The organism is Flintibacter sp. P01028 (assembly GCF_041925235.1).
Classification (GTDB): Bacteria; Bacillota; Clostridia; order Oscillospirales; family Oscillospiraceae; genus Lawsonibacter; species Lawsonibacter aceti.
The window spans coordinates 187,138-209,399 of record NZ_JBHEVC010000001.1 but is presented as its reverse complement, the minus strand read 5'-3'; the positions used below and the strand labels follow the sequence as shown (position 1 = coordinate 209,399).

Sequence of the window (22,262 nt, the reverse complement as noted above, 5' to 3'; positions counted from 1 at the left end):
AGGAAGGAGTTATGGAAGATGAAGACTGACATCGAGATCGCCCAGGCCGCGGAGATGCTTCCAATTGGCCAGGTGGCCCACAAGGCGGGGGTCAGCGAGGAACTGCTGGAATACTATGGGCGCTATAAGGCTAAAATCGACATCACCCCCCTGCGGGACAAGGCCCGGAAGGGCAAGCTGATCCTGGTCACCGCTATCAATCCGACCCCCGCCGGAGAGGGCAAGACCACCACCTCCGTTGGGCTGGCTGACGCGCTGAAAAAGCTGGACAAGAACGTAATCCTGGCCCTGCGGGAGCCCTCCCTTGGCCCTGTGTTCGGCGTCAAGGGCGGCGCCGCCGGTGGTGGTTACGCCCAGGTGGTGCCTATGGAGGATATCAACCTCCACTTCACCGGCGACTTCCACGCCATCGGAGCGGCCAATAACCTTCTGGCCGCCATGTTGGACAACCATATCCAGCAGGGTAACGAGCTGGGCATCGACGTGAAGAAGATCACCTGGCGCCGCTGTGTGGATATGAACGACCGGCAGTTGCGAAATATCGTGGACGGTCTGGGCGGCCGGATGCAGGGCGTCCCGCGAGAGGACGGCTTTGATATCACGGTGGCCAGCGAGATCATGGCGGTCCTGTGTCTGGCTACCGGCCTGAAGGATTTGAAGGAGCGGCTGGCTCGTATCATCGTGGGCTACACCTATGACGACCGGCCGGTGACCGCCGCCGACCTGAAGGCCCAGGGAGCCATGGCCGCCCTGCTGAAGGACGCCATCAAGCCCAATCTGGTCCAGACGCTGGAGAACACTCCCGCCTTTGTCCACGGCGGCCCCTTTGCCAACATCGCCCACGGCTGCAACTCCGTCTCCGCCACTGACACCGCCCTGAAGCTGGCCGACTATGTGGTCACCGAGGCGGGCTTCGGAGCTGACCTGGGTGCGGAGAAGTTTCTGGACATCAAATGCCGGGCCGCCGGACTGACCCCGGACGCGGTGGTCATCGTGGCCACGGTTAAGGCGCTGAAGTACAACGGCGGTGTGCCCAAGGCCCAGTTGGGAGAGGAAAACCTGGAGGCGTTGGAGCGGGGCCTGCCCAACCTGCTCAAGCATGTGGAGAATATCACCCAGGTCTTCGGTTTGCCCTGTGTGGTGGCCATCAACCGCTTTGTCAACGACACCGACAGAGAACTGGACCTGATCCGCTCCAAGTGTAAAGAACTGGGGGTCAACGTGGCCTTGTCCGAAGTGTGGGGCAGAGGGGGCGAGGGCGGTATCCAACTGGCCCAGGAGGTGCTCCGCCTGTGTGAGCAGCCCAAGAAGTTTACCTACGCCTATGAGTTAGATCAGCCTTTAAAGAGCAAGATCGAGGCTGTGGTGAAAAAGATATATGGGGGCGTGGGCGTGAGCTATTCCGCTGCCGCATCCAAGGAGCTGGAGCGGCTGGAGAGGATGGGCATGGGCGGCCTGCCCGTGTGCATGGCCAAGACCCAGTATTCCCTCACCGATGACCAGACCAGGCTGGGCCGCCCCGAGGGCTTTACCATTACGGTGTCCAAGGTGAAGGTGTCTGCGGGCGCCGGCTTTGTGGTGGTCCAGACTGGGGATATTATGACTATGCCCGGCCTGCCCAAGGTACCCTCCGCGGAAAAGATCGACGTGGATGAGAACGGAGTAATCTCCGGCCTGTTCTGAGGGGGGCACATGGATAACCATTTCAATTCCCCCGCCCAGGTGACGGCGCTCTACGCCGCCGCTGGGGCGGAGAAGGCCGGAAAGCCAGCCTCTGTCCTGATTCTGCTGGGCATCCTGGCTGGGGCCTTGATCGCCATGGGCAGCGCCGCCACTAACACGGCCTCCTATGGCATCCAGGGCACCTGGACCGCCCGGACGGTGTGTGGCCTGCTGTTCCCCTTCGGGCTGGGAATGGTGATAGCCACCGGGGCGGAGCTCTTTACCGGCAACTGCCTGATCACCATTTCTCTGCTGGATGGGCGCTGCTCCTGGCGGGGGATGTTGCGGAATTGGAGCATCGTCTACCTGTCTAATTTTGCCGGAGCCCTGCTGGTGGCGGCGGGCTGCGCTTGGTTCGGTCAGTTCGACTACTCCGGCGGGCAGCTGGCCCTGTTCACAATGAGAATGGCGGCCGCCAAGTGTGCCATCCCCTTCCAGAATGGGGTGGTGCTGGGCTTCTTCTGCAACCTTCTGGTCTGCCTGGGCGTGGTCATGGCCATGTCGGGCAGGGACACAGCCAGCCGCCTGATGGGGGCATTTCTTCCGGTATGTTACTTTGTCCTGTGCGGCTTTGAGCACTGCGTTGCCAATATGTACTATATTGCCGCTGGCCTTATGGCCAAGATGGTCCCGGCCTATGCCCAACTGGCGGCGGAGGCGGGGCTGGACTTGTCTGCATTGACAGTGGGGGGATTCCTGCTGGGAAACCTGCTCCCCGTCACGATTGGGAACGTCCTGGGCGGCGCGGGGCTGGGCGGCCTGCTGTGGTATTGCTACCGCCCGAAAAGCTGACGGCCTATTGGCATAGAAAACGGCTGTGGGAGATGGTCTTTTGATCACATCTCCCACAGCCGTTTTTTCGACCGGGCGTGGTCAGCCGGTTTTTTGAACTTTCACAGGTGCTTTAGACGACCCTTTCTTCAGAATAAGCCCGGAGGACCGCTATCGACAGGCCCGTTCTCTGGCGGTTAAGTAGAGCAGTCCGCCCGCCTGATAGGCGACGAAGTCCCAGGGGTCGAAGACTGCCCCCGCTTTCCAAAGTGGGGCGAGAACCTCCCACACCAGCCCGCAGGCCAAAAGCAGGGGGACCGCGTGCTTTACCGAGCGAAGGGGGGCTAGCCTGCCCCAGCGCAAAAGGTAGTCAGCCCAGGCGCATATGGCTCCCCCGGCAAACAGGTCGTTGGCATAGCAGGACAGGAACCATCCTAAGTGTCCGTCTGAGTTAGGAATAAGAAGGCAGCGGTTGACGATATAAAATACCAGGACCCCGCCGCACACCCGCAGGTCAAATGTCCGAATATCCAAGGTCAGAGGAAGCTGAGGAGCAGCACGGTTACTATTAAGCCTAAGATAACGGCACCCACTGCGGCACCGAAAGACAGGGGCTCCCGGCGGGGCTCCTCACGGCTGGAAAGGTCATCCACAGGGGATCTCTTGCTCAACTGCTCCAGGTCGCTGCCCGCGTCGGAGGGATAGGAGCGGAGGTCCGCAAAGTGGTCCAGCAGCTTCAGGGCCCGCTGGACCGTGGTATAACTGGCGTTTGTAATCAATATGACCGGCGGGAACAGGAGCATATTCTCGACAGAGTGGGAGGAAAGAACGCCCGCCTCCGCCTCTCGCAGGATGGCGTCCGGTAGGACAGCGGAATAGGTCTCATCTTGCAGCACCTCCCGATAAAACTGAGCTAAACGGTCCCGGACCATTTTATCTCTTGTTTTTTGTGCCCCCCTTGTTAGATAACGGGGGCTTACTGTTCGCTCGCAAGCTCGCTCAACTGCCGAAGTGAACCAGCCACTAAAAACGGCGGAAAAATCTAAGAGATTTTCCCACCGCCGTGTCTGGATCGCTCCGTCTGAATACGATATTTTGGTATCTACAAACTGCAATTTTATTTACACTTACTACTCTACATCGTCATCATGTTTATTAGTATAAAAACTCCCGATAAACATACCTGCTCCAAGCCCTATAGCTAATCCTAATATAGTGTGATTAAATACCACGCCTAATGCCGTTCCTACACCTACACCAATACACATCCCATACATCATTCCATTATATTTATTAGTGATTTTTTTCATAACTGGTCTCCTTTGCAAATTCTAATTTATTAGATGTAGAAAAAAATACAATATTTCAAGTGTCATTTCTTATACAACAGCATTCTACAAGCAGGTAAACACGGGCTGTTCCTTAATATCTTTTTGTTTGGGGATTTCCGCTCTCCCATTTGCTTACCGCCTGCCGGGAGACGCCTAGCTTTTCTCCCAACTGCTCCTGGGATAATCCGGCCTGCTTCCGGGCCAGGGCGATCCGTTCATACAGTTCCATCATGGTCCTCCCACCTTTCTGATTCTGCATCCAAGATACCCCAAATCCCACGATATGACAAGAAAAATAAGCTGGAAATTTGTCAACTTGAAGTTGACAGGCGGCTGGAGGGGGAAAAACAGAGAAAAAGGCGGGGCTATACTTGACACCTCCCAGGAAGGATGCTAATATAATGATTTGTAACAAGCGCAAGGAACGGAAAGAGTAGCGTCCCGGCCAACGGACAGAGAGGGCCCTTCACCGGCTGAAAGGGGGCCCACAGCGGCAGACGTGAAGTGCGTCCGGGAGCGCGGGGCGTAATGGCCTCCGGTTCGGCCCCGATAGCGGCCGGTCAAGTGAGAAATGAGAGTGGAACCGCGAGTTATCGCCTCTTATGCCAAAATGGGCATAAGAGGTTTTCTTTTTGTCCTGCCCAGCGAGGGGCAGGATTACCGCAAAATAAGGAAGGAGGAGCCTATGTTCAGATCCCTCATGGAAACCTTGGAGGCGTATCAGCGCCGTGACCCGGCCGCGCACTCCAAATTGGAGATATTTTTGCTCTATCAAGGGGTGCATGCCCTGTTGTATCACCGGCTTGCCCATTGGTTATACTGTCATAATCTGAAATTTTTGGCCAGGGCAGTCTCCCAGTGGAGCCGGTTCTGGACCGGTATTGAGATCCATCCTGGGGCCAAGATCGGCCGCCGTCTGGTCATGGACCATGGTATGGGCATCGTCATCGGAGAAACCGCCGAGGTGGGGGACGACTGCCTGCTCTACCATGGAGTCACTCTGGGGGGGACCGGTAAGGATCAGGGCAAGCGCCACCCCACCATTGGCAATAATGTCCTAGTCAGCTGCGGGGCCAAGGTGCTGGGCCCCATCAAGGTGGGCGACAACTCCCGGATCGCGGCTAACGCCGTGGTCCTGTCCGAGGTGCCGGAGGACGCTACTGCCGTGGGTATCCCGGCCCAGATCGTCCGCATCGCCGGACGCACCACCCGATACGCGGATGAAGTGGACCAGACCAGCGTGGAAAATCCCACGCTGGAGCGCCTGGAGGCCCTGTCCTCCAGACTGGAATTTATCGAAAAGCTGCTGGATGAGCGATACGAGATTATTAGGGAACAGGGAGAGCGGGAGACGGTCTGACCGGCCGCCTGCGCTCTGAGGACAAGAGAAAGAGACTAGATAAAAAGGAGAGGTACCATGTATCTGTATAATTCCGCGACCCATAACAAAGAGGAATTTCAAACTCATACTCCCGGACATGTAGAGATGTATACCTGCGGTCCCACAGTATACCACTTTGCCCACATTGGCAACCTGCGCTCCTATATCATGGAGGATGTGCTGGAAAAATTCCTGCGCTACGATGGGTACGAGGTCAATCGGGTCATGAACATCACCGATGTGGGCCATCTGGCCTCTGACGCTGACACCGGCGAGGATAAGATGCTCAAGGGCGCCAAACGGGAGCACAAGTCAGTCATGGAGATTGCCAAGTTCTATACTGACGCCTTTTTCAACGACTGTGAAAAGCTGAATATCAAGCGGCCCGACGTGGTGGAGCCCGCCACCAACTGCATTGAGGACTATATCCGGATCGTGTCCGGCCTGATCGAAAAGGGGTACGCCTACCTGGCTGGAGGAAACGTTTATTTTGACTCCTCCAAGCTGGACCGCTATTATGTGTTCAACGACCACGATGAGGAGGACCTGGCGGTAGGCGTCCGGGAGGGCGTGGAGGAGGACTCCAACAAGCGGAATAAAAACGACTTCGTCCTCTGGTTCACCAAGAGCAAATTCGAGGACCAGGCCCTGAAGTGGGATTCCCCCTGGGGGGTGGGCTATCCCGGATGGCATATCGAATGTACCGGTATCTCCCTCAAGCACAACGGAGAGTATTTGGACCTGCACTGTGGCGGGATCGACAATGCCTTCCCCCACCACACCAACGAGATTGCCCAGTCGGAGAGCTACCTGGGTCACCCCTGGTGCAAGCAGTGGTTCCATGTCCACCATTTAAATACAAACAGCGGAAAAATGTCCAAGTCCAAGGGGGAGTTCCTCACTGTGTCCTTACTGGAGGAGAAGGGCTATGACCCTCTGGCCTATCGGTTCTTCTGCCTCCAGTCCCATTACCGCAAGGGTCTGGTCTTTTCCTGGGAAAATCTGGATAACGCCGCTGGGGCTTACCAAAAGCTGATCGCCAAGATCGCGGCCATCGACCCCAAGGACGGTGTGGTGGACGAGGACCTCTTGGGTGAGTATCAGATGAAATTCCGTCAGCAGGTGGGCAATGACCTGAACACATCCATGGGAGTCACCGCCCTGTATGACGCCCTGAAGGCCAAGACCAACGGGGCCACCAAGCTGGCCATCCTGAACAACTTTGACCAGGTTTTGTCCCTGTCGTTGCTGGAAAAGGCGGAGAAGGTGCGGAAGGAGCAGGCGGCTCAGAAGTCCCAGTCTGCCGGCGGCTATACCGTCACCGGCGAAGGGGAGCCGGCCGTCGACGCTCTGGTGCTGGCACGGGGCGAGGCCAAAAAGGCAAAGAATTTTGCCGAAGCCGACCGCATCCGGGATGAGCTGAAGGCGATGGGCATCGAGGTCACCGACGTGCCCGGAGGCGCGTCCTGGAAGCGGGTATAACAGGGAGATGCCGGGGGCGGCCATCCTGCAAAGGAATGGCCGCCCCCGGCTGATCGATTTCTGCCTGTTTTATGGTACAGGTTCCACGCCTTTTTTCCAGGGGAGCGTGAGAAAAAATTGAGGAAAATTTTTGCTTTTCCCATTGACATTTTCGCGCCGGTTTGCTATATTAAAACTAAGTTATTGAGAATAATTCTCATTTAACAAATACAGGAAAGTGAGGTAATTATCATGCCTGAGCTGAAGGGAAGCAAGACCGAAGCCAATCTGTGGACCGCGTTTGCCGGCGAGTCCCAGGCCCGCAACAAGTATACTTATTTCGCCTCCAAGGCCAAGAAGGACGGCTATGTCCAGATCTCCAAGATCTTTGAAGAGACCGCCGCCAACGAGAAGGAGCACGCCGAGATCTGGTTTAAGCTGCTGGAGGGCATTGGAACTACCGCGGAGAACCTAAAGGCTGCCGCCGAGGGTGAGAATTACGAGTGGACCGATATGTACGCCACCATGGCCAAGGAGGCCAAGGAGGAAGGCTTCGACCATATCGCTTTCTTGTTTGAGGAGGTCGCCAAGATCGAGAAGGAGCACGAGGAACGCTACCTGAAGCTGCTGGCCAACGTGGAGGGCGGCATTGTCTTCTCCCGCGATGGCGACATGATTTGGCAGTGCTCCAACTGTGGCCACATCCATGTGGGCAAGCAGGCCCCCGAGGTATGCCCCGTTTGCGCCCATCCCAGGGATTATTTCCAGCTGAAGGCTGAAAACTATTGATGGAAACAGAAAAAGCAGGACCGCCACCGGCGGTCCTGCTTTTTTCAGTCAGCTTTCGGGGATGGGCATGGGAGCCTTCACCTTGGTGAGGTCGCTGTCCGCATAAGCCTGGGCCAGAGAATCCAGGGCCACATCCTGGGCTTCCAGGAGGACGCCCACCTCTTTCAAGGCGGCGCCAGCCTTGTCCAGCTGGTCGGCAGCATGAGAAACAGTGGACTCCACCTGGGTACGAAGAACATCGTATTCCTGCTCCACTCGCTGCATCCAACGCTCCATCTGACGGCGGAGCTGACGGGCCTGCTCCTCCGCCTGCTCCTGGACGGTCTGGGCCCGTCGGTGGGCCTCCAGCTCTACGCCGGCGGTCCGCTCCTTCAGGGCGGCGTAAGCTTCGGCGTCCGGTTCCAAGGCGGCGATCCTGGTTTGGGCCTGGGCCAGTGAGTTCTCTAGCTGGGCCAGCCGGTCGCTTAACTGGCTGCGCTCGGTACGGCTGGTGGACAGGGCCACATTGGTCTGCTCCAGTTGACCGGAGAGGGCGTCCTTCTCCTCCTGGAGCCGCTGGTTGGCCTGCTGGAGCTGGAGGATCTGTTGGCTTTGTTCCTCAATCTGGCGAAGGGCAGACTCGGCGGCCTGACGCTGCTGTTCCAACTGCTGCTCCAGGGCCTCGCGCTGTTGAGCGGCTTCCCTGGCGGTATTTTCTAAATAGGTCAGGACGTCCTGGCGGTTAAAGCCGCCGAAGGCAGCACCTCGAAAGGGATGGTCCATGGATAGCACCTCTCTGAAACGCGGAACAAACCGCGGTTTTTGTCATTTTCCCAGATATCTTACCACAGGTCGGGAATAATTACAATCCTTTCTCTGGCCCCAGCAGGGGAAAGGAAGGTTTTTCTGCCCTTTCGACAGGGAATCAGTCATAATTCATTGACTGGAACGGTCTGGAATGATATACTAACTTAGTTTTCCAATCGTTTTGCCCCTGTATATCAGGAGGATCGAACAGGTGAGGTGTGCCATATATGTGGGCGTCCGACAACTGGAAGGATTATGAGCTGATCGACTGTGGCCGGGGAGAAAAGCTGGAGCGGTGGGGGGACCAGCTGTTGGTCCGCCCTGACCCCCAGGCCATCTGGAACACGCCCCGGACCCACCGGGGTTGGAAAGTGAATGCCGGCCGATATGCCCGCTCCTCCACGGGGGGAGGACAGTGGCAGAATAAGTCCATGCCGGAGCGGTGGACGGTATCCTATGGGGACCTGACCTTTAACATCAAGCCCATGAACTTCAAGCACACCGGCCTGTTTCCAGAGCAGGCGGTCAACTGGGACTTTGCCCGGGAACAGATTCAAAAGGCCGGCCGGCCTATTTCGGTGCTTAACCTGTTTGCCTATACCGGAGGGGCCACCGTGGCCTGCGCCGCGGCCGGAGCCAGCGTCTGTCATGTAGACGCAGCCAAGGGTATGGTCCAGTGGGCACGGGAGAACGCCAGGGCCTCCGGCTTGGAGGAAGCGCCCATCCGCTGGATTGTGGATGACTGTGCCAAGTTCGTGGAACGGGAGATACGCCGGGGACGGAGGTACGATGCCATCATCATGGACCCGCCCAGCTATGGTCGGGGCCCCACCGGAGAGGTGTGGAAGCTGGAGGAAAACCTGTTTCCATTCGTGGAGCTGGTATCTGGAGTGCTGTCCGACGACCCGCTGTTCGTTATTTTGAACTCCTACACCACCGGGCTGGCGCCCAGCGTGGTGACCTATATCCTGGAGACCATCCTCTCCAAACGCTTCGGCGGCCACACTACCAGTGACGAGCTGGGGCTGCCTGTCACCGAAAGCGGGCTGGTCCTCCCCTGTGGGGCCACGGGGCGTTGGGTCAAGCATGAGGCGTGAAGTGTTGAGAGGGAAGAGATCAGGGCGAGTCCCGGCCGTGTGGTGGAACAACAATAGGACGGAAGGCGGAGTGAAACCGCACGGATATGCGGCTATATCCCCACTCTTTGCTCTCTGCTCTCAACTCTATCCAGAAAGGGCTATCTTATGAGCAACACCATCATCAAAACTGAAGACCTCCGTTTCTCCTACCCGGCGGCCGAGGGGGTGTCCCCAGTGGTGCTGGACGGTGTAGATCTGGCCATCAAGGAAGGCTCCTTTGTAGCCGTCCTGGGGCACAACGGGAGCGGAAAATCCACCTTGGCCAAGCATATGAACGCTATCCTGCTGCCCAGCGGAGGCAAGGTGTACGTGGACGGCATTGACACTACGGATGAGGACAGGCTGCTGGACATCCGCCGCGCGGTGGGTATGGTGTTTCAGAACCCGGACAACCAGATCGTCGCCAATGTGGTGGAGGAGGATGTGGCCTTCGCACCTGAAAATCTGGGTGTCCCCCCGGAAGAGATCCGCAAGCGGGTGGATGAGGCCCTGAAGGCGGTAAATATGTATGAGTTCCGGGAGCACGCTCCCCATTTGCTGTCCGGAGGGCAGAAGCAGCGGATCGCCATCGCCGGAGTCATCGCCATGGAACCGCGGTGCGTCGTGCTGGACGAGCCCACCGCCATGTTGGACCCCACCGGACGGGCCGATGTGCTCCGCACCATCAAGGCGCTGAACCAGGAGCGGGGAGTTACGGTGGTCCTTATCACCCACCACATGGACGAGGCCGCACAGGCTGACCGATTGGTGGTTATGTCTAAGGGCCGTGTGGTGGCCGACGGAGTGCCCAAGGAGGTTTTTTCCCATGTGGAGGAGCTGAAGGCGGTAGGGCTCACGGTCCCCCAGACCACCCAGCTTCTCTGGGAGCTGAGGCAGGAGGGAATCAGCGTCCCTCTGGACGCCCTCTCAGACGAGGAGTGTGCCGCGGCCCTGTGGTCCGTGCTGTCGTAAGCGGGAACTGATATGTTATTGTTGGGGACGGGCTCTGCCGCGCTCCCATGTGCCTTCCCTTGGGGGAGAGTTTTTTGGACGCGACTCCATCACTGGGGCGTGTACCACTGATACAAGGATGGAACCTCTCATGGACCCTATCATTGAAACGAAACAACTGACCCACACCTACTCCGCCGGCACACCCTTTGAGCGCACCGCACTGGAGAAGGTGGATTTTCAGGCTTATCCCGGAGAGTATCTGGGCATTATTGGCCACACAGGCTCGGGGAAGTCAACCCTGATCCAGCATCTGAACGGCCTGCTCAAGCCCACATCGGGCCAGGTACTCCTCCAGGGCACTGACATCTGGACCGACCCCCAGACCACCCGAAAAAGCCGGTTCCAGGTAGGGCTGGTCTTTCAGTACCCGGAGTACCAGCTCTTTGAGGAAACAGTCTATAAGGACATCTCCTTCGGTCCGAAAAATATGGGGCTGGACGAGGAGGAGATCGACCGCCGGGTGCGGTCCGCCGCCTATTTTGTGGGCCTGCGGGACGACCAGCTGGAGAAATCTCCCTTTGAACTGTCCGGCGGCCAGAAGCGCCGGGTAGCCATCGCCGGAGTTATCGCCATGGAGCCCAAGGTGCTCATTTTAGACGAGCCCACCGCCGGACTAGACCCGGAGGGAGTGGAATCCATCCTGCAAAATATCCGGGACTACCACCAGGCCCACAACGCCACCATTATCCTGGTGTCCCACTCCATGGAGGACATGGCCCGCACTGTGGACCGGCTGGTGGTCATCGACGACGGGACCATCCCCTTCCAGGGTACCCCACGTGAGGTGTTTCAGCACGGGGACGAGCTGGAACAGATGGGGCTGGGCGTCCCCCAGATGACCAGGGTGTTCCACCGGCTTCGGGCCCTGGGGGTGGACATCGACCCCTCGGTGTTCACGGTGGAGCAGGCCAAGGCCGCCATTTTGGCCAAGCTGGGCCGCAATGAGAAGGGGGTGGGCTGAATGGCGCTGAAGGATATCACCCTGGGACAGTATTTTCCAGGTAACTCCCTGGTCCACAAGCTGGACCCCCGTACCAAGCTGATCGCTGTGGTGATCTATATCGTGGCCCTGTTTCTGGCTAAGTGGTTTGTCACCTATGCCATCATGTTCTGCCTGCTGGCTTTGTCCATCGCCGTATCCAAGGTCCCAGTGCGCTCCATCCTTCGGGGGATGAAGCCAGTGTTGTTCATTGCCATTTTTACGGCCATCCTCAACCTATTCTACACCCCCGGCACCCATGTGCTGGTAAAGATATGGGTACTGACCATCACCATGGAGGGGGTGTTCCAGGCCTTCTTTATGGTGGTCCGCATCATGATGCTTATTGCTGGCACCTTTCTGTTGACCTACACCACCTCGCCCATCCTGCTCACGGACGGGTTGGAGTCCCTGATGAATCCCTTGAAGAAGATCCGGGTCCCCGTCCATGAGCTGTCCATGATGATGTCTATTGCCCTGCGGTTTATCCCAACTCTGATCGAGGAAACGGACAAGATCATGTCCGCCCAGCGGGCCAGGGGAGCCGATTTTGAGAGCGGGAACCTGATCCAGCGGGCCAAAGCCCTGATCCCGCTGCTGGTCCCCCTGTTTATCTCCGCCTTCCGCCGGGCGGATGAGCTGGCGGTGGCGATGGAGTGCCGCTGCTACCACGGGGGAGAGGGGCGCACCCGCCTGCGCCAGCTGAAGTATCAGGCCAGGGACTATATGGTGCTGGCCTTTTTCCTGGCCATGGCCGTGGGAGTGGGCGTGCTGGCGCATATTGGGCTTTGATCATCCGGCTCCAGGGCGGAGAGCAGCTCCCGCCGCAGGCCCAGACCGAACAGGTAGTAGGCCCGCGCCTCATAGGCCAGTTGGGCGTTCATAGCCGCCTCAAAGGGGAGATAACATTCCGGCCCTACCAGCCGGCTGATTTGGTCAGCCTGGCTGGCAAAATCTGCCTCTGCCGCCTGGTAACCAGGGACGGTTCGGCAGAACTTTGCCACTTCCCCGGCAAGCCCAGGGTTGTCTTGAAAGAGTTTATAAAGTATCATGTTCATAATTGATTACCCCTCTGAATCTCACGATTTTTCCGTGCATTATATAGTATAGCACGAAAATTCCGTGTGCCAAGAGAAAAGGATGTATTATGGCAACATTTTCAGAACGTATCAAGGAACTACGGAACGAGCAGCATCTGACTCAAAACCAGCTTGCTGATATTTGCGGGGTCAAATACCGAACCTATCAGGATTATGAGTATGGAAAGTGCCACCCTACCGCCCTTGGTCTGGTGTTTCTGGCCGACTACTTCAACGTCAGCCTGGACTACCTGATGGGCCGGACGGAGCGGCGGGAGATCAACCAATAGGGGCCGACCCCGCTTCTTACCAACCCGAACCGAGGTGTTACATGGAACGCAATATTGCCTTAAAGCTGATGTATAACGGTACGGCCTATCACGGCTGGCAGGTTCAGAAAAACGCTGTGTCCGTGGCCGAAACCCTGGAAAAGGCCCTGTCCACTGTGGTCTGCCATCCAGTGAAATGCACCGGGGCGGGCCGTACCGACGCGGGCGTCCACGCTGAGGTCTATGTGGCCAACTTCCGCACCACCTCCACGATTCCCTGCGACCGGATCCCTCTGGCGGTCAACACCCGGCTGCCCAACGATATTGTGGTGGTCAAGGCCACCCAGGTGCCCGATTCTTTCAACGCCATCGGTTCCTGCCAGAAAAAGGAGTATACCTACCGCCTGTATAACTCCCGGCTGGGCAACCCCTTCTATGTGGACCGGGCCTGGTTTTATCCAAAGCGCTTGGATGAGTCCGTGATGAGGAGGGCGGCCAGCCAGTTCGTGGGCACTCACGACTTCCGGGCGGTCCGGTCCGTGGGCACCGAAACCAGGACCACTGTGCGGACGGTGTACTATTTCGACGTTTCCCGCCAGGGGGAACTGATAGAGTGTAAGGTGTGCGCCAACGGCTTTCTATACAACATGGTTCGGGCGATGGTAGGCACCATCGTCTATGCTGCCGAGGGCAAGCTGGCTCCAGAGGACATCCCGGCCATTTTGGATTCGGGCAACCGCACCTTGGCTGGCCCCACGGTCCCGCCGGGGGGGCTGTATATGACCAGGCTGTGGTATGAGGAAGATGTGCTGTGACTAGGGGAGCACCCCTACTAAAGAGAAGCAAGGACGAATAGAATGGAAGGAAAACAGCCGGCCAAGAAGGCGAAAAAACCGAATATCCTGTTTCGGCTGCTGGCCCTGTTGGTGACGGCGGCCCTGGTGCTGGGCGCCCTGGCTCTGGTCGTGTACCGGGACCGCTTCAACCTGGACGCGGTGAAGCGGTGGCTGGCCTACCGCTCTATTCAAACCAGCGATACCGGCGAGGCGGTCCCCTTCACCCACGCCGGCGGGGACAAGATGTCACTGGCGTATCTGGAAAATGGTATTCTAATGTCCTCAGCCGCTGGGGCCCACTACTACTCCTTCTCTGGCCGCCAGTACGCCGAGGAAGTGCTGTCGATGGACAACCCGGTGCTGTCTGCCTCTGCAAAAGCGGGGGTAGTGTATGACGCCGGGGGGCAGTCCCTGTTCCTCTTCCGGGGGACGGAGGAGGTCTTTGACCTGTCCCTAGAGGGGGACGGCGACCTGCTGTCCGCCCGGGCCAACGACAGCGGCTGGCTGGCGGTCACCGCCCAGCGGAGCGGGTACAAGGGGGCGGTCACAGTCTACGACGCCTCTGGAAGCGAAGTAATCCAGATCAGCCTGTCCTCCACCTTTGTGGTGGACGCTGCCCTGTCTCCCGACTGTAAGACCGTGGCGGTGGTCACAATGGACCAGGAGGGCGGGACCTTCCTTAGTCAGGTGCTCTTTTTCCCCGTGGACCAGAAGGAGCCCAAGGCCCAGGTCAGCCTGGGCAGTGTGACAGTGCTGGATCTGGACTATGAGGACGGCCTTCTCTGGGTGCTGGGGGAGGACAGAGTCATGACACTGTCTGACGATGGAAAATCTGCCAACAGTTATCCCTTTGGGCGGTCTTATCTGAAGGGCTGCGACTTTGGAGGGGAGGGCTTTGCGCTGCTCCTGCTGGGCCGATACCGGGCAGGCAGCGCGAACCAGGTCATGACCATCGATCCGGAGGGAGAAGTGAGGAGCAGCATGGAGCTGCGGAGCCAGGTATTGGACTTTGACAGCGCTGGCGGTTACTGTTCCCTGCTCACCGGCAGCCGACTGACCATTTACACGCCGGAGCTGGTGGAATACGCCCGACTGGGAGACACCCAGGGGGCACGATATACCGCCCTGTCCTCCAACGGCTCTGCCCTGCTGGCCGACGACCAGCTGGCCTGGCTCTATATCCCAAGCTGATCTCTCCCCGTTTTCCCATGGAGGTTTTTATGAATTATCTGATTTTTGACGTGATCATCGCCTTGATTCTCCTTTTTGCCCTGTGGCGGGGGTACAGCCGGGGTTTTATCCTGACATTGTGCGGCTTTTTGGCTATCTTTGTGGCCTTTATCGGAGCCACAGTTATCTCGGACAACTTGGCCAGGCCGGTGGCAGACGCCATACGGCCCGCCATCGAGCGCCAGATCCAGGGGACGCTGGAGCAGTCCCTTCAAGTGGAGGACTCCCTCGCCTCTACCGGGGGAGAAGCGCCGGCACTGGAGGAGCTGCCCATCTCAGAGGTGCTGGAAGCGCTTCAGGAGTCCGCGCTCTACCGCGGCCTGGCACAGGCATTCCAGGAGGCCGTGGACAACGGAGTGGCTCAGGTGACCACCAGCGCGGCTAAGGCACTGGCGGAATACGCCGCCGTCCAGCTGGCCAGAATGGTTCTCTTCCTGCTGGCGTTTGTAGCTGTTCTCATCGCCTGGTTCCTGTTGAGCCATGCCCTGGACCTGGCCTTCCGGCTGCCCGTCCTGTCCGCCTTAAACCATTGGAGCGGGGCGGCCCTGGGGCTGCTCAAGGGCGGGGCGTTGATTTTCATCGCCTGCTGGCTGCTCCGAAACAGCCTGATCCCCCCTGAGGCGATACAGAATACCTATCTGCTGAACTTTTTTTGTACCTTTGACCCTTTGTCCCTCCTTCCCTGAATTTCTCAGGGGGCAGTTCATGACAAGTTCATATTTCTGCTGTATGATATGCCCTGTGTGGTTATGACCACCCAAAAGGCCGGGCGGAGACCCGGAGCGCTGATCTGATTTTATCTCCTGAAAGGAGTTTTGACACCATGCAGCCTACAATGTGCAGCCGCTGCGGCAAGAACGTGGCGGTCATCTTTATCACCAAACTGGAGGGCGGCACCTCGAAGAACGAGGGGCTGTGCCTCAAATGTGCCAGGGAGCTGGGCATAAAACCCATTGACGACATCATAAAGCGGATGGGCATCAGCGACGAGGACCTGGAAAACCTGACCTCCGAAATGATGTCCGCTTTCGGCGGAGCTGAGGGAATGGAGGGCCTGATGAACCAGCCCAAGGAGGAGGGGGACGAGGAGGACGACGGACGTACCGCCACCTTCCCCTTCCTGAACCAGCTCTTTGGAGGTGGGGCAACCCCAGCGCCCCAGCAGCCCAGTGAGGGGGGCGGCGCGTCCCCCCGGCCAGAGAAGAACGGCGCCCCCAAGCAGCCTAAGCGAAAATTTTTGGACAGCTACTGCATCTCCCTAACCCAAAAGGCCAAGGAGGGCGAGCTGGATAAGCTGATCGGCCGGGACCGGGAGCTCCAGCGGGTCATTCAGATCCTGAACCGCCGGCAAAAGAACAATCCCTGTCTCATCGGTGAGCCAGGCGTGGGCAAGACCGCTATCGCTGAGGGGCTGGCCCAGAGGATATACAAGAAGGAGGTCCCCTACAAGCTGGCGGATAAGGAGGTCTACCTCCTGGACCTGACCGCCCTGGTGGCGGGCACCCAGTTCCGGGGCCAGTTTGAGAGCCGGATGAAGGGTCTCATCGAGGAGATCCGCAAGCTGGGCAACATCATCCTGGTCATCGACGAGGTTCATACTATCGTGGGGGCCGGGGATGCCGAGGGGTCCATGAATGCCGCAAACATTCTGAAGCCCGCCCTGTCCCGTGGGGAGCTCCAGGTCATCGGTGCCACGACCCTCAATGAGTACCGCAAACACATCGAGAAGGATACCGCCCTGGAGCGGCGTTTCCAACCCGTCGTTGTGGAGGAGCCCTCCATTGAGGACAGCGTGAAGATCATTGAGGGTATCGCCCCCTACTACGAGGCATTCCACCAGGTCACGGTCTCCAAGGAGATGTGCCGCCAGGCTGTGCTGATGAGCGAGCGGTATATCACTGACCGCTATCTCCCTGACAAGGCCATCGACCTGATCGACGAGGCCTGTTCCAACGTGAATCTGGAGAATAAGGCCCTGGCCCGTCTGGCCGATGTGGAGAAAGAACTGGCCGATCTGTCCAAGGAGCGGGAGGTTATGATGGCCGCCGCCACGGAGGAGGCCTATGAGCGGCTGGCAACCATCAAAAGCATGGAGCTGCGCCTGGAGGAAGAGAAGCGGGGGCTGGAGGAGAAGGCCCATCCCGCCCTAGACCAAGAGCACTTGGCCAACGTCATTGAGCTGTGGACCAACATCCCTGCCAGCCGCATCCAGGAGCAGGAGTACCAGCGCCTGGCCAAGCTGGAGGAGCGGCTGGAGAGCCACATTATCGGACAGGACGAGGCGGTGAAGGCGGTGGCCGCAGCCATCCGCCGGGGCCGGGTGGGCATCAGCCCCAAGCACAAGCCGGTATCCTTTATCTTTGTAGGTTCCACCGGCGTGGGCAAGACCGAGCTGGTCAAGCAGCTGGCCGCGGACCTGTTCGATACCCCTGAATCCCTGATCCGGCTGGATATGTCCGAGTTTATGGAGAAGCACGCCGTGTCCCGCATCATTGGATCCCCTCCGGGCTATGTAGGTTATGACGAGGCGGGCCAGCTGACAGAGAAGATCCGCCGCAAGCCCTACTCTGTGGTCCTCTTCGACGAGATCGAGAAGGCACACCCAGATGTGCTCAACATCCTGCTTCAGATTTTGGACGATGGCCGTATCACTGACGCCCACGGCCGGACGGTGAACTTTGAGAACACGGTGATCGTCATGACCTCTAATGCCGGGAGCAATACCAAGGTGGGCTCCGTGGGCTTTGGCCGCACCGCCAATGAGCAGGGGAGGGAGCGGGCCATGAAGGCCCTCCAGGACTTCCTGCGCCCTGAGTTTATCAACCGGATCGACGAGATTGTCTACTTCAATCAGCTCACGGAGGAGAACTTCAGGTCCATCGCCGTCCTGATGCTCAAGGAGCTGGCAACTGCGATGGCGGAGAAGGGCATCTCTTTCTCCTGGGAGGAGTCCCTGCTGGACTATCTGGTTAAGAAGTCTTATTCCGCCGTCTATGGAGCCCGGAACCTTCGCCGGATCATCCAGAAGGAGCTGGAGGATGCCATTGCGGTCCGCTTGATCGAGGGATATCAGCACCCCGTTTCCCAGATGAAAGCCTTGGTGGAGGATGACACCATCCATCTACTGGCTATGTGAGAGAAGGCAAAGAGGAACAGCCCCCGGAAACCTTATGGTTTCCGGGGGCTGTTTGTTGAGCGTGTGGGCAGTGATTAAGCGGCAGTGCCATCAGGAACTTCCACCTGGTCGTCAGGGGACATCAGCTGGAACATATCCAGGACGGTGGCATCTGCGGGGGGCTGGGTGCTTGGCTTGGCGCTTGTGGACTGATAAGCGCCGTCCATTTCCATGTGCATAGAAACCTCGCTAGAGAGAATTCCGGGCAGCGTAGAGATAGAAGGATCTTCCCCAGTGGGGAGAGAGGAGGACTGAGTCAGGTCAATGGACATCTCCATTTTACTGTTCCGCATGGAGACGCCGATCTCCATCTCGCCGAAGGAGGGGTCAACGGCAGTCAACTCCATTGCGTATCCGTTGACTCTGGAGCCGGTGGTATACAGAGTGAAGGTGCCAGTGACACCGTCTTCCGCTAAAAATTGGTTCACATAGGAGGAACCGGACCGCTTAAAATGGCTGTCGCCACAGATGGAGTTATACAGGTCCAGGTAGTCAGAGGTGGTAAGATAGCTGGTCAAAGGAGCGGTCCGCAGGACGTTTTCCAACTGCTCAGTAAAGCTGGCGTCCAGGCTGGCGTTGGACAGAGCCAGCAGGTCAGCATAAGTGAAGCCGGTGAGAGCGGCGCTCTGGTCGTAAAAGGACTTCATATCCAGCTTGTACCAGGTATCGTCCGAGGCACCCTCCCCAAGGATAAATTGGTTCAGGGCGGCGCAGTTGAGATAGAGGGCCCCCTGTTCCATATCACCCCGCATAGCGAAGTCAATGGTAAGGGGGAAGGGGAGCTCACCGGTGCTGTCCAACAGCTCCGTGGCGTCTACCCCATTGAGAGAGGCGGCGTAATCCAGTACCATCTGAGTATCGAACTGGAAGGCGGTGGACCCGGCGGTAATCATGTCATAATCTCCGTCGGCAAGGAACTGGATATCCATATCCTGCTCGCCGTCGGAGGTGGAAACAGAGATGTCCATGGCGTATTCGCCGCCGACCTTCTGGTTCTTCTGGGCAAAGGTCCGACTGTAATCTAGGTATTTGTCCATCAGCTCATAGGTTTCTGTGTTGGCCGCCAGGATGGCGTCCACGTCGTCAATGATGACGGTACCGTTGGAGCCGTCCCAGCCTACATTGTAGCCCAAGGCGTCAGCGATCAGCCCGACAGGAACATAAGTGCGGTCCGTGGCGGGATCCACATAGGGGGCTACATCCATAGGGATATTCTGCCCATCCGGCGCTTCCTCTGTGTACAAGGTGATGGAGGGTTCTCCGATGGTCAGGCTGATGCGCTGTCCATCCCTGCTGGCGGTGACGGTGCCAGTAGAGCCGTCCCATGTGATGCCGGTATAGCCCAGCGCCTCAAAGGTGGCCGCGAAGGGCAGGAAGGAGCGGTCACTCTTCAACTTGGGTACCGCGTCAGGGAAGGTAAGAGACTCCCCGTTGACCAGAACATAGAAGTCGCCCTGGCGGGTGGAAACGGTGTCGGGGAACGTCTGGAGAATGTCAGGTTCAGCGGCAAAAGCGGGGGCGCTTACTGCTAGCGCCAAAAACGCGGCGCAGAGTAAGGGACGAAACAGTTTTTTCATTTTTAAATCTCCTTTCAAATAGTGAATTTTCGCAACAAACGATAAAAAAAGCAAACAGCTATCTAAAATAAATTATACCATGATAAGCGAAAGAATCAATCAAAAAATAATTATAAAAATGAATGCTCTTTTTCTCCGCGACCCTTGCAAACAGAGGCACTATCATATATAATATTACGGAATCGTTTTAACTTTAGGCCAAAACCCGGCTAAGAAATACAGGAGAGCGTGATAACTTTGAAGTACGATTTTACCGAGATCGAGAAAAAGTGGCAGACCAAGTGGAAGGACGAAAAGACCTTTGCCTGCCAGACTGGCGATACCACCAAGCCTAAGTTCTACGGCCTGGTTGAGTTCCCCTATCCCTCTGGCAACGGGCTGCATGTGGGACATGCCCGACCCTACACCGCCATGGACGTAATAGCCCGGAAAAAGCGGATGGACGGCTACAACGTGCTGTTCCCCATCGGCTTTGACGCCTTCGGCTTGCCGACTGAGAACTACGCCATTAAGAACCACATTCACCCCGCTAAGGTGACGAAGGACAATATCGCCAACTTCACCAAGCAGCTGCATATGTTGGGCTACTCCTTTGATTGGGACCGGGTGGTGGACACCACCGACCCCAGCTACTATAAGTGGACCCAGTGGATCTTTCTCCAGCTCTACAAGCACGGCCTGGCCTATAAAACCACTATGCCGGTAAACTGGTGCACCTCCTGTAAGTGCGTGCTGGCTAACGAGGAGGTGGTGGAAGGCGTCTGTGAGCGGTGCGGTTCGCCTGTCATCCGCAAGGAGAAGAGCCAGTGGATGCTGAAGATTACCGCCTACGCCCAGCGGCTCATCGACGACCTGGACGATTTGGACTTCATCGAGCGGGTGAAGATCCAGCAGAAGAACTGGATCGGCCGCTCCACCGGCGCCGAGGTTACCTTTAAGGCTACCACCGGGGACGACATCGTAGTGTATACCACCCGCCCGGATACCCTGTTTGGAGCCACCTACATGGTCCTCTCGCCGGAGCACGAGCTGGTGAAGAAGTGGATGCCCCTGCTGGCCAACGCCCAGGAGGTCCAGGACTATCAGAAGGCCGCCGCTTCCAAGTCCGACCTGGAGCGCACCGAGCTGAACAAGGAGAAGACTGGCGTCAAGCTGGACGGCGTGCGGGGCGTAAACCCGGTCAACGGCAGGGAGATCCCCATTTTCATCTCCGACTACGTCCTGGCCACCTACGGCACCGGCGCCATCATGGCCGTTCCTGCCCACGACGACCGGGACTGGGAGTTTGCCAAGAAGTTCGGCTGTGAGATCATCGAGGTGGTGTCCGGCGGCGAGGACGTGCAGAAGGCCGCCTTTACCGCCAAGGATGAGACCGGCATCTTGGTCAACTCCGACTTCCTCAACGGCCTGACTGTGAAGGACGCCATCCCTGTTATCACCAAGTGGCTGGAGGACAAGGGCATCGGCCATGCCCAGGTGAACTACAAGCTGCGGGACTGGGTGTTCTCCCGCCAGCGGTACTGGGGCGAGCCCATCCCCATGGTTTGGTGTGACAAGTGCGGCTGGCAGCCCATCCCCGAAGACCAGCTGCCTCTGCTCCTGCCCGAAGTGGAGAGCTATGAGCCTACCGACGACGGCGAAAGCCCCATCAGCAAGATGACCGACTGGGTGAACACTACCTGTCCCTGCTGCGGCGGCCCCGCCAAACGGGAGACCGATACCATGCCCCAGTGGGCGGGTTCTAGTTGGTACTTCCTGCGGTATATGGACCCCCACAACGATAAGGCATTAGCCTCCAAGGAGGCACTGGACTACTGGTCCCCGGTGGACTGGTACAACGGCGGTATGGAGCACACCACTCTCCACCTGCTGTACAGCCGCTTTTGGCACAAGTTCCTCTATGACATCGGCGTTGTGCCCACCAAGGAGCCCTATCAGAAGCGCACCTCCCACGGCATGATTTTGGGCGAGGGGGGCGAGAAAATGTCCAAGTCCCGGGGCAACGTGGTCAATCCCAACGACATCATTGATATGTACGGCGCTGACACCATGCGTACCTATATCATGTTCATCGGCGACTTCGAGAAGGCCGCCGCTTGGTCCGCCAATGCGGTGAAGGGGTGCAAGCGTTTCCTGGACCGGGTGTGGAACCTGGCTACCGAGCAGGAGCATGTGGGAGATGCGTATTCCCAGGCCAACGAGCTGGCGGTCCACAAGGCGATCAAGAAGGTGTCCGAGGACATCGAGGCCATGAAGTTCAATACCGCTATCGCGGCTCTCATGTCCCTGGTCAACGACTTTTACGCCAACGGTGCCAGCCGGGGCGACATGAAGGCACTGCTGCTGATGCTGTCCCCCTTCGCCCCACATATGTGCGAGGAGCTGTGGGAGATGGCGGGCTACGGGGGGCAGGTATGTCTCCAGCCCTGGCCCGTGTATGACGAAAGCAAGACCGTCACCGCCACCGTTCAAATGGCCGTCCAGGTCAGCGGAAAGGTGAAGGCCAACATCGTAGTGTCCGCCGACGCCTCTGACGAGGACATTGTGGCGGCCGCCCTGGCTGAACCTAAGATTGTCAAGCTGGCCGAGGGTATGACTTTGGTAAAGAGTATTGTGGTCAAGGGCAAATTGGTTAGTCTGATTTTTAAGCCCCAGGCTTGACTATCCTGCTATGGTCAAAAGGTTTACAGCCCGTTCATAATTGGCCCTTGACATCTGGCCGTGGAACGAATATAATACTACTG

General features: G+C 58.0%; 21 protein-coding genes and 1 pseudogene. 15 read left to right on the top strand and 7 right to left on the bottom strand.

Going from position 1 to position 22,262, the window contains the following annotated elements; all coding sequences use genetic code 11:
* The first annotated feature begins 18 nt into the window (after positions 1-18).
* Both ACEVJK_RS01080 and ACEVJK_RS01075 read left to right on the top strand, forming a co-directional pair.
* On the top strand, positions 19-1,683 hold the full coding sequence (locus ACEVJK_RS01080) for a formate--tetrahydrofolate ligase (RefSeq protein WP_374739804.1): 1,665 nt from the start codon (positions 19-21) through the stop codon (positions 1,681-1,683).
* A gap of 9 nt (positions 1,684-1,692) precedes the next feature.
* Positions 1,693-2,514, top strand: coding sequence for a formate/nitrite transporter family protein (locus ACEVJK_RS01075; RefSeq protein WP_374739803.1), 822 nt, complete (start codon positions 1,693-1,695; stop codon positions 2,512-2,514).
* Between the two features lie 150 nt (positions 2,515-2,664).
* Here ACEVJK_RS01075 and ACEVJK_RS01070 read toward each other — a convergent pair whose 3' ends face one another.
* From ACEVJK_RS01070 to ACEVJK_RS01055, 4 genes and pseudogenes are all read right to left on the bottom strand, one after another.
* The gene (locus tag ACEVJK_RS01070; RefSeq protein WP_374739802.1) at positions 2,665-3,027 is read right to left on the bottom strand and encodes a hypothetical protein; all 363 of its coding nucleotides are present in this window, start codon (positions 3,025-3,027) and stop codon (positions 2,665-2,667) included.
* A 2-nt stretch (positions 3,028-3,029) separates the two neighbouring features.
* On the bottom strand, positions 3,030-3,425 hold the full coding sequence (locus tag ACEVJK_RS01065; RefSeq protein ID WP_374739801.1) for a hypothetical protein: 396 nt from the start codon (positions 3,423-3,425) through the stop codon (positions 3,030-3,032).
* Between the two features lie 198 nt (positions 3,426-3,623).
* Complete coding sequence (locus tag ACEVJK_RS01060) at positions 3,624-3,803, bottom strand: hypothetical protein (RefSeq protein WP_374739800.1); 180 nt, start codon at positions 3,801-3,803, stop codon at positions 3,624-3,626.
* A 136-nt stretch (positions 3,804-3,939) separates the two neighbouring features.
* Positions 3,940-4,053 (bottom strand): annotated as a pseudogene (locus tag ACEVJK_RS01055) (helix-turn-helix transcriptional regulator); the annotation flags it as partial.
* A gap of 456 nt (positions 4,054-4,509) precedes the next feature.
* Between ACEVJK_RS01055 and epsC the strand changes: the two are divergent.
* The 3 genes from epsC to rbr all read left to right on the top strand — a co-directional run bounded on the left by epsC (position 4,510) and on the right by rbr (position 7,455).
* Complete coding sequence (gene epsC, locus ACEVJK_RS01050; protein WP_147572071.1) at positions 4,510-5,184, top strand: serine O-acetyltransferase EpsC; 675 nt, start codon at positions 4,510-4,512, stop codon at positions 5,182-5,184.
* Between the two features lie 57 nt (positions 5,185-5,241).
* Positions 5,242-6,687: a cysteine--tRNA ligase gene (gene cysS / locus ACEVJK_RS01045; protein WP_374739799.1), complete on the top strand. Its 1,446-nt coding sequence runs from the start codon at positions 5,242-5,244 to the stop codon at positions 6,685-6,687.
* Between the two features lie 231 nt (positions 6,688-6,918).
* Positions 6,919-7,455 (top strand): rubrerythrin, encoded by a 537-nt coding sequence (gene rbr / locus ACEVJK_RS01040; RefSeq protein ID WP_147572073.1) that lies wholly within the window; start codon positions 6,919-6,921, stop codon positions 7,453-7,455.
* Positions 7,456-7,503: 48 nt separating this feature from the next.
* Here rbr and ACEVJK_RS01035 read toward each other — a convergent pair whose 3' ends face one another.
* The gene (locus ACEVJK_RS01035; RefSeq protein WP_186852032.1) at positions 7,504-8,217 is read right to left on the bottom strand and encodes a hypothetical protein; all 714 of its coding nucleotides are present in this window, start codon (positions 8,215-8,217) and stop codon (positions 7,504-7,506) included.
* Between the two features lie 251 nt (positions 8,218-8,468).
* On the opposite strand from ACEVJK_RS01035, the gene ACEVJK_RS01030 reads away from it, so the two are divergent.
* From ACEVJK_RS01030 to ACEVJK_RS01015, 4 genes are all read left to right on the top strand, one after another.
* A complete protein-coding gene (locus tag ACEVJK_RS01030; protein ID WP_147572075.1) occupies positions 8,469-9,338 on the top strand; it encodes a class I SAM-dependent methyltransferase in 870 nt (289 codons plus the stop codon).
* A gap of 147 nt (positions 9,339-9,485) precedes the next feature.
* Positions 9,486-10,331, top strand: a complete 846-nt coding sequence (locus ACEVJK_RS01025) for an energy-coupling factor transporter ATPase (protein ID WP_374739798.1) — start codon at positions 9,486-9,488, stop codon at positions 10,329-10,331.
* A gap of 130 nt (positions 10,332-10,461) precedes the next feature.
* The gene (locus ACEVJK_RS01020) at positions 10,462-11,334 is read left to right on the top strand and encodes an energy-coupling factor transporter ATPase (protein ID WP_147572077.1); all 873 of its coding nucleotides are present in this window, start codon (positions 10,462-10,464) and stop codon (positions 11,332-11,334) included.
* Entirely contained in the window at positions 11,335-12,144 is an 810-nt protein-coding gene (locus tag ACEVJK_RS01015) for an energy-coupling factor transporter transmembrane protein EcfT (RefSeq protein ID WP_147572078.1), read from the top strand.
* Here the strand turns inward: ACEVJK_RS01015 and ACEVJK_RS01010 are convergent.
* Positions 12,075-12,410 carry a hypothetical protein gene (locus ACEVJK_RS01010; protein ID WP_374739797.1) on the bottom strand — a complete coding sequence of 112 codons (336 nt, stop codon included), beginning with the start codon at positions 12,408-12,410 and terminating at the stop codon, positions 12,075-12,077. The genes ACEVJK_RS01015 and ACEVJK_RS01010 overlap by 70 nt on opposite strands.
* Before the next feature lie 89 nt (positions 12,411-12,499).
* Here ACEVJK_RS01010 and ACEVJK_RS01005 point away from each other — a divergent pair, with 89 nt between their 5' ends.
* The 5 genes from ACEVJK_RS01005 to ACEVJK_RS00985 all read left to right on the top strand — a co-directional run bounded on the left by ACEVJK_RS01005 (position 12,500) and on the right by ACEVJK_RS00985 (position 17,902).
* Positions 12,500-12,721 carry a helix-turn-helix domain-containing protein gene (locus ACEVJK_RS01005; protein WP_240287229.1) on the top strand — a complete coding sequence of 74 codons (222 nt, stop codon included), beginning with the start codon at positions 12,500-12,502 and terminating at the stop codon, positions 12,719-12,721.
* Between the two features lie 41 nt (positions 12,722-12,762).
* Positions 12,763-13,515 carry a tRNA pseudouridine(38-40) synthase TruA gene (gene truA / locus ACEVJK_RS01000; protein ID WP_147572081.1) on the top strand — a complete coding sequence of 251 codons (753 nt, stop codon included), beginning with the start codon at positions 12,763-12,765 and terminating at the stop codon, positions 13,513-13,515.
* 42 nt (positions 13,516-13,557) lie between these two features.
* Positions 13,558-14,727: a DUF5711 family protein gene (locus tag ACEVJK_RS00995; protein ID WP_374739796.1), complete on the top strand. Its 1,170-nt coding sequence runs from the start codon at positions 13,558-13,560 to the stop codon at positions 14,725-14,727.
* A gap of 29 nt (positions 14,728-14,756) precedes the next feature.
* A complete protein-coding gene (locus ACEVJK_RS00990; RefSeq protein WP_240287233.1) occupies positions 14,757-15,452 on the top strand; it encodes a CvpA family protein in 696 nt (231 codons plus the stop codon).
* 137 nt (positions 15,453-15,589) lie between these two features.
* Positions 15,590-17,902: an ATP-dependent Clp protease ATP-binding subunit gene (locus tag ACEVJK_RS00985; protein ID WP_374739795.1), complete on the top strand. Its 2,313-nt coding sequence runs from the start codon at positions 15,590-15,592 to the stop codon at positions 17,900-17,902.
* A 74-nt stretch (positions 17,903-17,976) separates the two neighbouring features.
* Here ACEVJK_RS00985 and ACEVJK_RS00980 read toward each other — a convergent pair whose 3' ends face one another.
* Positions 17,977-19,518 (bottom strand): copper amine oxidase N-terminal domain-containing protein, encoded by a 1,542-nt coding sequence (locus ACEVJK_RS00980; RefSeq protein WP_374739794.1) that lies wholly within the window; start codon positions 19,516-19,518, stop codon positions 17,977-17,979.
* Positions 19,519-19,755: 237 nt separating this feature from the next.
* On the opposite strand from ACEVJK_RS00980, the gene leuS reads away from it, so the two are divergent.
* Complete coding sequence (gene leuS, locus ACEVJK_RS00975) at positions 19,756-22,179, top strand: leucine--tRNA ligase (RefSeq protein WP_186852040.1); 2,424 nt, start codon at positions 19,756-19,758, stop codon at positions 22,177-22,179.
* Positions 22,180-22,262 lie beyond the last annotated feature (83 nt).